The sequence below is a fragment of the Proteus hauseri ATCC 700826 genome (assembly GCF_001654965.1).
GTDB lineage: Bacteria > Pseudomonadota > Gammaproteobacteria > Enterobacterales > Enterobacteriaceae > Proteus > Proteus hauseri.
Window position 1 is genome coordinate 111,369 of record NZ_LXEV01000023.1, and the last position, 12,633, is coordinate 124,001.

The following is a 12,633-nucleotide window of genomic DNA, read 5'->3' on the forward strand; positions in this document are numbered from 1 at the left end:
TGCTTATATACTTTCGTAATATCGTCTCTGGTTTTTTGTGCCAGATTATAAAAAATTTACTGAGTCAGATAGATGTCAAACACGCCCATTGAGTTAAAAGGCAGTAATTTTACCCTTTCGGTACTTCATTTAAATGATGGAACACCGAAGGTTATTCGTCAGGCTATTTCAGAAAAAATCGCACAAGCGCCTCAATTTCTGAAAAACGCCCCTGTGGTTATTAATGTTTCTGCATTAGCAGATCAAAATATTGATTTTAAAAAACTGAGGCGAATTGTAGAAGATGCTGGCTTACGCGTTGTGGGAATTAGTGGCAGTTCAGACACTCAACAAAAAGAAGCGATAATTGCCGCACAGTTACCTATCTTAAATGAGGGTAAAATAGCCAAGCCAACAACTCAGGTAAATAACGATAAAACGGATGATGTACCAATTCAGGTACGTCAGAAAACAAAAATCATCCATACACCAGTGCGTTCTGGCCAACGCATTTATGCTCAAAATAGTGATTTAGTTGTTATTAGCAATGTCAGTGCAGGCGCTGAATTAATTGCGGATGGCAATGTCCATATCTACGGCGTATTACGTGGGCGCGTACTTGCTGGTGCATCTGGTGATAAAGAAAGCCAAATTTTTTGTACGCATTTATCTGCAGAACTTGTTTCTATTGCTGGCCAATATTGGCTAAGCGACCAAATTCCTGCTGATTTTGTTGGAAAATCTGTCCAACTAAGTTTGCAAGAGAATGAATTAACTATCGAGAACTTAATTTAGAGCATCGACAAGGAATCACTCCATGGCACGCATTATTGTTGTTACGTCAGGTAAAGGTGGGGTTGGTAAAACAACTTCCAGCGCGGCCATTTCTACCGGCCTCGCTCAAAAGGGTCATAAAACGGTTGTTATCGACTTTGATATAGGGCTACGTAACTTAGACCTTATCATGGGTTGTGAACGTAGGGTTGTTTATGACTTTGTTAATGTTATTCAGGGTGATGCATCTTTAAATCAAGCCTTGATTAAAGATAAACGCACTGAAAACCTGTTTATTCTGCCAGCTTCACAAACAAGAGATAAAGACGCTCTTACCCGTGAAGGGGTAGAGCAAGTGTTAGATGAACTCGATGAGATGGGATTTGATTTTATTATTTGTGATTCACCGGCAGGTATTGAAAGTGGCGCGCTAATGGCACTTTACTTCGCAGATGAAGCTGTTATCACAACTAACCCAGAAGTCTCCTCTGTGCGCGACTCAGACCGTATTTTGGGCATTCTAGCATCTAAGTCACGTAGGGCAGAACGTGGCCAAGATCCAATTAAAGAGCATCTTCTATTAACGCGTTATAATCCAGGCCGAGTCAGCCGGGGTGATATGCTAAGTATGGAAGATGTCCTTGAAATTTTATGCATTCCGCTACTGGGTGTTATTCCAGAAGATCAATCCGTTTTACGTTCATCTAACCAAGGCGAGCCTGTAATTTTAGATCATGAATCTGATGCAGGTAAAGCTTACTCAGATACCGTAAATCGTTTGTTAGGTGAAGAACATCCATTCCGTTTTATTGAAGAAGAGAAAAAAGGCTTTCTGAAACGCCTTTTTGGGGGGTAAAAGATGGCTTTACTAGATTTTTTCTTGTCGCGTAAGAAGTCGACAGCCAATATTGCCAAGGAACGTCTGCAAATTATTGTCGCAGAACGCCGCCGAGGTGATAGCGAGCCAGCTTATTTACCTGATATGAAAAGAGATTTATTAGGTGTTATCTGCAAATATGTGCAGATAGACCCAGAGATGCTTTCAGTTCAATTTGAGCAAAAAGGCGATGATATCTCTGTCTTAGAGCTGAATGTCACTTTGCCTGAAAATGAAGAGCCAACAAAGTAATTACATTTAACGCTCTCTATAAGCCATTATTCACAGAGCCAGCCATGAACTATAATTAATTTGATTGGCTCTGTGTTTAATTATATAGGGAAACTATATATCCGAATGGTCAAATAGCGTCATATCTCATTGCTATTTTAATCATTGGCGATAAGTAAAGGAGTAACATTGCAATAAACAGCTATTAATCTTTTTCTATTTATTACACTGAAAATTACCACCTATATTTTATAGGCGTTTTTTTTCATGCCAAAAATAGGCAAAAATAAGAGCTCTATATATCGATATCTTTAGAACAAAATAAGATATCAATATAAGAAACTCTCTCTCTACCTATTATCGCGATTTATTACACTGCGTGTAGCAATCCTCTAATAAAGTCTCTATTAAGGATATTGCGCTAAAATTTCCGTAATGGGTTCTTCTAGTAATGCCTTCCGCCAACGAGAAAACAGCTCTGGCTCGCCTTCTTTTATTTTCCAATGGATATTTAGCAGCTGATTTATTTGTCTTCTAGATGCTAATAATTCAGGATTATAACGCTTTCCTTCACTCACCTTTTGAATAACCGCTTTAATTTCTTTAAATGCTTTTTTGTAATTAGGCTGTTCAATTAAATTGTGAACGGGTTCAGGGCAATCCTCATCGTTAATGTTTTTGGCTTTAACCACAAAATCAAGTAATCGGCGTCCATGACAACGAATTTCTTGCCCTGAAAGCGATAAAGCATCCAATTCGGCTAATGACGAAGGCAAATAACGAGCGATAGACCATAAGTGCTCTTCTCTTACAACAAAGTTTAAAGCCAAATCACGTGATCTTGCTTGATTTAATCGCCATTGCGCTAACATCTGTAAACAAGCAAGGTGTTGACCTCTTAATTGCCAAGCATTTCCAATATCACGATAAGCAAATTCGGGTTGCGCTATTTCTTGACGGCGTTCTGCAATCATTTCGCATTCATCACGAATAGCATCGAGATAACCCGCTTCTTGCGCTTCTGCTACCAGTTTTTCAGCCAAAGGTAACAGATAAAACACATCCGCACTGGCATATTGGCACTGCCTTTCTGTTAACGGACGCGCTAACCAGTCTGTACGAGATTCACTTTTATCTAATGCTACGTTTTCGTATTTCTCGACTAACGTTGCAAAACCACAAGATATTGGATGTCCAAGAAAAGCGGCTACAACTTGAGTATCAATCATGGGTGTTGGCACACAACCAAATTGATGAGAGAACACTTCAAGATCTTCACTACCAGCATGAAGATACTTAACGATATCTGGGTTATTTAATAGTTCAACAAAAGGCGCCCACTGCGTAATAGCAAGAGGGTCAATAAGAGAGATCTGTTTACCATCATACATCTGGATAAGCCCCAGATGTGGGTAATATGTACGTATGCGGACAAACTCTGTATCTAAGGCGATTTGTGAAACGGTGGAAGCAGCCTGACATGCGATATCTAATGCAGTGTCTGTCGTAATCAATTGATAATTCAAAACAGGTTTCTCTTGTTTTTTATGTCTAAAGACTTTTTATTTAATGACGAAAACGCCGGTATAAACCGGCGAATTTATCTAAGGTTGTGATGTGTTGTATCAAGATTCAGTTGGAGTTTTCAACTGTTTTTCTTCATTTCTTAGTTCTCTGCGTAAAATTTTACCAACATTCGATTTTGGTAACTCATCACGAAACTCAATTATTTTAGGTACTTTATAACCTGTTAAATAGCGGCGGCAATGCGTTTTTAGCTCATCTTCGGTTAACGATGGATCTTTTTTTACCACAAATATTTTAACTGCTTCACCTGAATTTTTACTTGGCACACCAATTGCGGCAGATTCTAATACTTTAGGATGTGAAGCAACAACCTCTTCCACCTCATTTGGATATACATTAAAGCCTGAAACTAAAATCATATCTTTTTTACGGTCGATAATACGAATAAAACCTTCATCATCCATTGTTGCGATATCACCCGTTGCAACCCAACCATCATGCATTACTTCTTCAGTCGCATCAGGTCGATTCCAATAACCTTTCATGACTTGTGGGCCACGTACCCACATTTCGCCGCCGACAGTGCGATCTACCTCATTACCTTCATCGTCCATAAATTTCACATCTGTTGAAGGAACAGGTAACCCAATACTACCGCTGTATTTTTTCAAGTTATAAGGATTTCCAGTCACCAATGGTGAGCATTCCGTTAATCCATAACCTTCTAATAAGTGTTTACCTGTTAGCGCTTCCCATTCTTTAGCAACACTACTTTGAACGGGCATTCCGCCACCAACAGAAAGGTTAAGTTTAGAAAAATCAAGCTGATGAAATTCTGGATTTTGCAACCATGCGTTAAATAGCGTATTTACCCCAGTGATTGCCGTGACAGGGTAACGTCCTAATTCTTTAATCGTACCTTTAACATCTCTTGGATTGGTAATAAGTAAATTTTTACCACCAATTTCCAAAAATAATAAGCAGTTTACTGTCAATGCAAAAACGTGATAAAGCGGCAAGGCAGTAACGACTAACTCTTTGCCGATGTTCATAGCAGGTACATAAGCTGCTTTAGCTTGTTCCAGGTTTGCTAACATATTGCGATGCGTTAACATTGCGCCTTTAGCAATACCTGTTGTGCCACCGGTGTACTGTAAGAATGCAAGATCGCTACCTGTAATTTCAGGTTTGATATATTGCATTCTATAACCAAAATGCATTGCTCTACGGAATGAAATGGCATCAGGTAAGTTATATTTAGGCACTAACCGTTTAATATATTTAACAACGAAATCAACTAAAGTCGCTTTGGGGCGTGAAAGTTGATCACCCATTCGAGTTAAAATAACGTGCTTAACGTTAGTATTAAAAACGATTTTTTCCAGCGTATGAGCAAAGTTAGAAACAATAATAATGGCACTTGCACCACTATCATTGAGCTGATGTTCGAGTTCTCTTGGTGTGTAAAGGGGATTGACATTAACCACCACCATACCCGCGCGGAGAATACCGAAAAGTGCAATGGGATACTGTAATAAATTAGGCATCATTAAGGCGACTCGATCACCTTTTTTTAAACCTAGGCCATTTTGCAAATAAGCCGCAAAAGCACGGCTGCGTTCTTCAAGTTTGCGGTAAGTCATGACCTCGCCCATATTAATAAAGGCGGGTTGATCTGCGAAATTTGCGACAGCGTTTTCAAGCATCTCAGCTAGGGATGCAAAACGGTCCGGGTCAATCTCAGCCGGTACATCTGCCGGATAACGTTTAAGCCAGACTTTTTCCAAAGTAGTACTCCTGATTAATCGCACTTCTTGGTTAATATTATGTTTATTTTTAACAAAGTATTAACTCATCCTACCAGCACAAACAATTTTCTGTTGTAAAGATGCGAAGTGTGTCACTAAATATTTATTTTTCTCAGCTGATAAAAAAGAAGGCGGTCAAGACCGCCCTCTCTTTTATTTAACTTTAATAACTCTATTAGATAGTTACCTAATAAATCATAGCCCCCGATTATACACCGTTTCGCACAAATGGAATAAAAATATCATGCTGTCATTATATTAAAAGCTAGTATTTTATTCTAAAACAGTCACAACTTGTCCTGGCCCTGTTGGGTAACCACCATATCCATAGTGATATCCCCAGAATGGTGCATCACCATAATAGCCATACCCCCATGACATCGTTGGAGGCGGCATTACCACTTGCTGTGTTAATGTCCAACGTTTAATACCCGTTACATCCATTTTTAAAAATGGATAAGTCGCTTCGCCCACTTTACCTTTTTCTACACCTTTAATGGTGCCAACAACGGTAACGTATTGGTTTTTATAATCTACGGGATCAAGAAAATGCAGTACATTAGCATAAAGACGACCAATTGATGGCTGTTGTAACTCAGGTGCTGCATCATATTTAGATAAAGGCATTACTGCTATTTCAAGCTGGGTAGATGAGGTTAAATTTTTAACATTTATCACTCGTCCACCAAAACGCCCTTCTTGGCCTATGTATAGTTCAGGTGCCACGAGCACGACATTTAAATTTGTTACAGGTTCTGCTGTTGTGCCTTGAATAGATTCAGGTATAGAGACGCATCCGGTTAGCAACAAAGCACCCGATAAAAATAGCGCTTTGCTGACTAAACGGTAGTTTAATTGTCTTTTCATAAACCACCTCGTACAAGTGATAATAAGCATGACTCTCTAATATTATTATAGTCGTACTCTACCATTTCTAATAGAGACTGATTACCAGCTATTCACGCCCCGGTAGTTTCTTCCATGTCACTTCATTGCGTAAGTAAACAGGCTCTGCATCTTCTACCTTGGTCGCTTTACCTTCTTGCCAGCGATAAACCGCTAAAGGCAACATATCTTGCGCCGCAGGTAATGTAATTTCTGTTTCTATTATGTGTTGAGATAACGTTTTTTGCATCTCAGGGTAAGCTTGCCAACCAGTACCAGCAATAGCCCATTCACCTTCGATATGAGCCACACTTTCAAGAAACTGTTCTGGTTTCATAACCGCTTCAGTCTCTTCACCCTGCCATTTACCATCTTCGTTACGATGATATTGAGCGCAATAAATCTCCCCCATTCGAGCATCAATAGCCACCAGCACTTGTTTTTTGCCCGTTGTTCTAAAAACACCTTCAGCCATTGTTGCAAGAGAAGAAATACCAATCATCGGTAGTTCGGCACCAAGTGCGATACCTTGTGCAACGCCAATACCAATTCGTACTCCGGTAAAACTACCTGGCCCCTGACCAAATGCCAGAGCATCTAAATTTTGTAATGTTAAACCCGCTTCTTCCAGTGCACTTTTTACCATTGGTAAAATTTTTTGTGTATGTTCACGAGGTGAAATCTCAAAACGTGAAGCAACAACACCTTCGTTCCAGACTGCGACAGAACATGATTCTGTTGCAGTATCAATTGCTAAAATTCGCAGTGACACGCCATAACTCCGGCAAATTCGATAATTAAAAGAGAGAGAATTGTATCATAATAGTGTTAAACAGAATAAACACACATTATGTGCGATAACTATTATGATCCCGATATTTATTTAGTTTCATTATGTTGCGTTCGATGTTGTAAAAAATCGACTGTTTTTTGTAGCGACCGCGTTCTTGGTGATGGAGGTAAACTGCTTAAGAATACTTCGCCATAAGGGCGAGATACCAATCTGTCATCACAAATAATAATCGCACCATAATCATTCACATCACGAATAAGTCGTCCCACACCTTGTTTTAAGCTGATAACCGCATCCGGAATTTGCACATCACGAAAAGCATCACCACCGCGCAATTCACTGTCTTCAATACGAGCTCTTAACAATGGGTCATCAGGCGCAGTAAAGGGTAACTTGTCTATTATCACACAAGATAATGTGTCACCACGAACATCAACACCTTCCCAAAAACTTTGGGTAGCCACTAAGAGAGCATTTCCTGATGAAACAAATTTCTGTAACAGTTGTGTTTTCCCCATCTCCCCTTGCATTAAAACAGGTAGCGGTAAACTTGCTTTAAACTCCTGCGCTAACCCGCGCATCATGGCATGAGAGGTACAAAGAAAGAAACAACGGCCTTGGTTTTTTAAAATCACAGGCGTGAGCATTGCAGCTAAGCGTTTTGCAGTATTAGGCTGATTGAGCGGCGGCAGATAACGAGGTACACAAAGTAACGTCTGATTTTGATAATCAAAAGGACTAGTTAAAATTAATGTCGTGGCATTTTCTAAACCCAGTCTATCGGTGTAATAAGACATTTTTTCATCGACAGAAAGCGTAGCCGAAGTAAAAATCCAGCTACTTTTATGAGATTTAATTAATTCACGAAATTTATCAGCGACAGAAAGTGGTGTGACGGCTAAAAGAAAATGACGACCATAACTTTCAAACCAGTAGCTATAACCGGGGATAGAGGTATCAATTAAGCGTTTTAGCCTATTACGATAAATCGTAGCGCGCTCAAATGCGCTATCAAGTAACTGGCTTCGTCCTAAAGAGAGTTTGATAACGTCATAACTTAATTCTAATGCATCATCTAACAAGGTAAGAAATCTTTTCGTTTCAGTTCCTTGCAAAAGTTCACGTAAGTTGCCTCGATACCCTGTTTCGCCTAACGCTAAACGAAAATCCATTACCATTTGTGTTAATCTATCTGCACTTTTTTGCAATTGAACTTGATCACGGACTTCAGTGCGATATGCAATTGTCATATCTCTTGCCAGATCAAAAAGCTGTCGGCTAGTCAGTTGCTGACCAAAATAATGGCTAGCGATATCAGGAATTTGATGAGCCTCATCAAAAATCATAATTTCAGCTTCTGGAATAAGCTCACCGAATCCGGTGTCTTTCACTACTGTATCCGCCATAAAAAGGTGATGATTCACCACCACAATATCAGCATCCATCGCTTTTTTACGTGCACTAGAAACATAACACTCTTTATATCGTGGGCAATCACTTCCTAAGCAATTATCATTAGTACTTGTCACTAATGGCCACACTCGACTATCTTCAGCGACTAAATGGCAATGGCTGATATCACCATCTTCAGTTTGCGTTGACCAATGACGAATATGCATAACATCCGATAACACTTCAGCTTCGAGATCACCCCCACTTAGCATTTGCTGATCAAGTCGCTCTAAACACAAATAGTTAGAGCGGCCTTTTAATAAGGCTGTAACACCTTGGTATTCGATAGCTTCAGTAATTGTGGGTAAATCACGACTATAGAGTTGATCTTGTAGTGCCTTAGATCCCGTTGATATGATAGTTTTTTTACCTGAGCGCAACGCAGGAACAAGATAAGCATAGGTTTTTCCTGTTCCTGTTCCCGCTTCAGCAATAAGTACGCCTTGGTTATCAATAATTGTTGTTACTGATTGAGCCATTTGTCTCTGTGCTTCACGGGGATGAAATCCTGGAACGGTTCGGGTTAAAATCCCGTTTTCTGCAAAATCGTCTGACACAGGCATACTCTTTTTATAAAATAAGACGTAAATTATGCCAGTGGATAACAAAAAGTGCCACCCACGCAGTTCATACAAAGGAGAAACAATAATGACAATTAAACGTATCGACCCAGAAGATCGCTGGTCTGAAGCCGTTATTCATAACGACACGCTCTATTACACCAGCGTTCCTGAAAATTTATCGGGTGATATTATTGAACAAACTGCGGATACATTAGCGGCCATTGATATGTTATTACAACGCGTTGGTTCCGATAAAACCAAAATTCTTGATGCCACTATTTTTTTAGCTGATAAAGCTGATTTTGCAGGAATGAACAAAGCGTGGGATGCATGGGTTGCTAAAGGTAGCGCACCCGTACGCTGTACTGTTCAAGCCCAATTAATGATCCCTGAATATAAAGTAGAAATTAAAATTATTGCAGCACTGTAACTAAGTCTAAATTAGCACCCTATTTTGCAGGTGCTAATTTTTATTTTTTATATTTATTTTGTTAGTTAATTCAACATAATAATCTGAAGGATATTCATTTCCATAAGTCTCTCCGACATGGCTATTTGCTATAAATATTAAACAAAAAGGCTGAATTCATTTTGAACTCAGCCTTTTAATTTTTTACTTTTGCTGTGGTGCAATAAATATTATTTTCTTATTTACTACGAGTTATTAGGTTAATTAGAATCAGGCAAACTTAATCATCACCATACCAACCAGTAATAATATAATTCCGCCCCATCCTTTATAATTGAGTCGTTGATTAAACAAAATCCAACCAGCAGCTATAGTTGCAATAATACCGAATGCGCCCCAAAGTGCATAAGCCACAGAAAGCTCGATACCTTTTACTGCCATTGCAAGTGCGCTAAAAGCACCGAGTACACAAATAAGTGATGTTATTCCTAATCCTAATCGACTAAAACCATTCGACATTTTCAGGAATATATTGGCAATAATTTCAAGTACTACAGCAAGAAGAAGAAATGCACCATGCCACCATTCAAATTGAGCTAACATATTAAGCCTCCTTGATATTCTTCACAGAAATAGGCTTATTAGCTCCTTTTACAGCACTAGCAACATGCTTGGCTTTTCCAGCAATACTTTTCACCGAGTCTGTTGTTTTCTTAGCAACAGCTGATTTCTTAGTACCGGATTTGATAAGAGTGATCCCCGCAATTAGCATTGCAAGCCCACCTAATTTTAATGGTGATAATGATTCACCAAACCATACAACACTAAATGCAGTAATAATGACAATTCCAATACCTTCCCATAAGGCGTATGCAACACCCAATGCCACTTTTTTAACTGCAATGGCTAAAAAGATATAGGAAGTGGCAATCATTAGCCACATAACGATCATGCCGGTGTAACCACCGCTCACACTGGCGTACTTCATTGATAAAGTACCGATCACTTCACAAATAATAGCTAAAGCTAAAAATATCCAATAAATCATTTTTCATCTCTCATACACATTTGAAATACGCCGAAACGTTTCTTGCGCAGAAGATAGAGAACATGTAGATAGTCTTTCTGGCGGCAATAGTGCCGAACGTTAAGGCAACGTCATTTCCTGATAGCGTCAGGAATTAAGATGAGAGATTTCTATAATGCGCCACACCAGTAGTGTTCGCTGGATAAAATAGCAGAAAGGAATAACTTATAGGTAGAACGTTTAACTTTGACGCTTTTGGCGCTAGTCATGATTATTTATTCTTTCATCGCACAGACCATCCGCACGATATACTCCGAACCCTCATATAAGATGGTTAAATGTTACATGATATTTCTATCATGCCGAATTATTTAAAGCAACGACTTTCAGAGAAATTTTTTAACTTAATTAGTTGGTTTTATTTAAGTTTTAGTTTCTAGCCGATACCGTTATGAATAATTAATCAGCACTTTTGCGATTCATTATGGGTTTTATTCATTGAAAGCGCTGTAATTATGCTTAAACAAATAATAAAAAATACCCAGCATTAGCTGGGTATGCGTAACGATTAAAAATCAATAAATACACTTATTGATTATTCAATTTCATTCCAAGAACGTCCATCTCGCGTGATCATAGCAACTGAAGCCACAGGACCCCATGTTCCTGCTTGATAGGGTTTAGGTAGTTCATTATCGCATTCCCATGCATTGATAATTGAATCAACCCATTTCCACGCTTCTTCAACCTCGTCACGACGTACAAACAATGCTTGAATACCTCGCATTGCTTCGAGTAACAAACGTTCATAAGCATCAGCAAGATGTGTTTGATTAAAGGTTTCAGAGAAACTTAAATCTAGTTTTGTGGTTTGTAATCGGTGCTTATGATCAAGTCCTGGCGCTTTATTCAGTACTTCAATATCAATACCTTCATCAGGCTGCAAACGAATAGTCAGTTTGTTTTGAGGCAATTCCTGATAAGTTTCACTAAAAATATTTAGCGCTGGTTTTTTAAAATAAACCACAACTTCTGAACATTTACTCGGTAGACGTTTACCTGTTCTTAAATAGAAAGGAACCCCAGCCCAACGCCAGTTATCAATATCAACACGAATTGAAACAAAGGTTTCAGTATTACTGGTTTTATTTGCGCCGTCTTCTTCAAGATAACCGGGGACTTTTTTACCTTGTACAAAGCCACCCGTATATTGCCCACGAACTGTTTTTTCGCGAATATTGGTATTATCAATACGACGTAACGAACGCAGAACTTTTACTTTCTCTTGGCGAATGCTATCTGCGGTTAAATCAGCAGGCGGTGCCATTGCAATCATCGTTAGAATTTGTAAAAGATGGTTTTGCACCATATCACGCATTTGACCCGCTTGATCAAAATAGCCCCAACGCCCTTCAATACCGACTTCTTCAGCTACCGTAATTTGTACATGATCAATAGTTCTGTTATCCCAGTTATTAATAAACAGGGAGTTTGCAAAACGCAGTGCTAATAAGTTTAAAACCGTTTCTTTGCCAAGATAATGGTCGATACGATAAATTTGGCTCTCTTTAAAATATTTCGCCACGCTATCATTGATAGAAACTGAAGAAGCCAAATCAGTCCCTAATGGTTTTTCCATCACGACACGATTAGGTTCTTTATTTAATTTTGCATGTCCTAATCCCTGACACATCGCACTAAAGGTACTTGGTGGCATTGCAAAATAGTAGATAGCAGGTAATTTGTCTTGTTTTAGGTGTTTTGATAACTCAATGAAATGGTCGGTTTCATTGACATCAAGATTACAAAAATCGAGACGATCACTTAAGCGTTGCCAAATTTCAGGGTTAATATCTTCTTTTAAAAAGGTTTTTAAAGCTTCATGGGCAACATTTTTATATGCCTCAACATCCCAATCTGCACGACCCACACCAATAATACGAGTATCAGTGTGAATATATCCCGCCTTTTCCAATTGATATAATGATGGAATAAGCTTACGGCGTGCCAGATCCCCTTTCGTACCGAAGATAACCAGATCACAGGCCTGAGCAGTCGATATCGCTGCCATAGTACGTCTCCTCATGATGAGATTTTGTAATTTTGTTACAGAATTTTGTCTTAATGTACTCTTTTGGATGTATTCAGTAAATACACATACGCATTTTACTCTTTAACTTATAATGATGTTTTTGCTAATGCATCGTTTTCTATCTCATTACTTCGCTATTCTTGTAAGTTTATTACTATTTTGTTTCTATTTTTCAGCACTGAAAGTTAGACACAGCTCATACTTTAACGAAAAAAG

At 38.8% G+C, this 12,633-nt stretch carries 12 protein-coding genes; 4 read left to right on the forward strand and 8 right to left on the reverse strand.

Annotated elements, in window-relative coordinates; all coding sequences use genetic code 11:
• Window positions 1-72 precede the first annotated feature (72 nt).
• From minC to minE, 3 genes are read left to right on the forward strand one after another with little or no spacing between them, the layout of a single operon-like run.
• On the forward strand, window positions 73-774 hold the full coding sequence (minC, locus tag M997_RS10220) for a septum site-determining protein MinC (protein WP_064720013.1): 702 nt from the start codon (window positions 73-75) through the stop codon (window positions 772-774).
• Window positions 775-796: 22 nt separating this feature from the next.
• On the forward strand, window positions 797-1,609 hold the full coding sequence (minD, locus tag M997_RS10225) for a septum site-determining protein MinD (RefSeq protein WP_064720014.1): 813 nt from the start codon (window positions 797-799) through the stop codon (window positions 1,607-1,609).
• A 3-nt stretch (window positions 1,610-1,612) separates the two neighbouring features.
• On the forward strand, window positions 1,613-1,882 hold the full coding sequence (gene minE, locus M997_RS10230) for a cell division topological specificity factor MinE (protein WP_064720015.1): 270 nt from the start codon (window positions 1,613-1,615) through the stop codon (window positions 1,880-1,882).
• 386 nt (window positions 1,883-2,268) lie between these two features.
• On the opposite strand, the gene rnd is transcribed toward minE, so the two are convergent.
• From rnd to yoaA, 5 genes are all read right to left on the reverse strand, one after another.
• Entirely contained in the window at window positions 2,269-3,387 is a 1,119-nt protein-coding gene (gene rnd, locus M997_RS10235) for a ribonuclease D (protein ID WP_064720016.1), read from the reverse strand.
• A gap of 99 nt (window positions 3,388-3,486) precedes the next feature.
• Complete coding sequence (gene fadD, locus M997_RS10240; protein ID WP_064720017.1) at window positions 3,487-5,175, reverse strand: long-chain-fatty-acid--CoA ligase FadD; 1,689 nt, start codon at window positions 5,173-5,175, stop codon at window positions 3,487-3,489.
• A 294-nt stretch (window positions 5,176-5,469) separates the two neighbouring features.
• Window positions 5,470-6,063, reverse strand: coding sequence for a Slp family lipoprotein (locus M997_RS10245; protein ID WP_064720018.1), 594 nt, complete (start codon window positions 6,061-6,063; stop codon window positions 5,470-5,472).
• Window positions 6,064-6,151: 88 nt separating this feature from the next.
• A complete protein-coding gene (gene tsaB, locus M997_RS10250; RefSeq protein WP_239994670.1) occupies window positions 6,152-6,847 on the reverse strand; it encodes a tRNA (adenosine(37)-N6)-threonylcarbamoyltransferase complex dimerization subunit type 1 TsaB in 696 nt (231 codons plus the stop codon).
• Window positions 6,848-6,960: 113 nt separating this feature from the next.
• Window positions 6,961-8,889 (reverse strand): DNA repair helicase YoaA, encoded by a 1,929-nt coding sequence (yoaA, locus tag M997_RS10255; protein WP_082918421.1) that lies wholly within the window; start codon window positions 8,887-8,889, stop codon window positions 6,961-6,963.
• A gap of 85 nt (window positions 8,890-8,974) precedes the next feature.
• Between yoaA and M997_RS10260 the strand changes: the two genes are divergently transcribed.
• Window positions 8,975-9,319: a RidA family protein gene (locus M997_RS10260; protein WP_064720021.1), complete on the forward strand. Its 345-nt coding sequence runs from the start codon at window positions 8,975-8,977 to the stop codon at window positions 9,317-9,319.
• 249 nt (window positions 9,320-9,568) lie between these two features.
• Here the strand turns inward: M997_RS10260 and mdtI are convergent, their stop codons facing one another.
• The 3 genes from mdtI to zwf all read right to left on the reverse strand — a co-directional run bounded on the left by mdtI (window position 9,569) and on the right by zwf (window position 12,396).
• Window positions 9,569-9,901, reverse strand: coding sequence for a multidrug/spermidine efflux SMR transporter subunit MdtI (mdtI, locus tag M997_RS10265; protein WP_064720022.1), 333 nt, complete (start codon window positions 9,899-9,901; stop codon window positions 9,569-9,571).
• A gap of 1 nt (window position 9,902) precedes the next feature.
• Window positions 9,903-10,346 (reverse strand): multidrug/spermidine efflux SMR transporter subunit MdtJ, encoded by a 444-nt coding sequence (gene mdtJ, locus M997_RS10270; protein WP_064720023.1) that lies wholly within the window; start codon window positions 10,344-10,346, stop codon window positions 9,903-9,905.
• Between the two features lie 574 nt (window positions 10,347-10,920).
• A complete protein-coding gene (zwf, locus tag M997_RS10275) occupies window positions 10,921-12,396 on the reverse strand; it encodes a glucose-6-phosphate dehydrogenase (protein WP_064720024.1) in 1,476 nt (491 codons plus the stop codon).
• Window positions 12,397-12,633 lie beyond the last annotated feature (237 nt).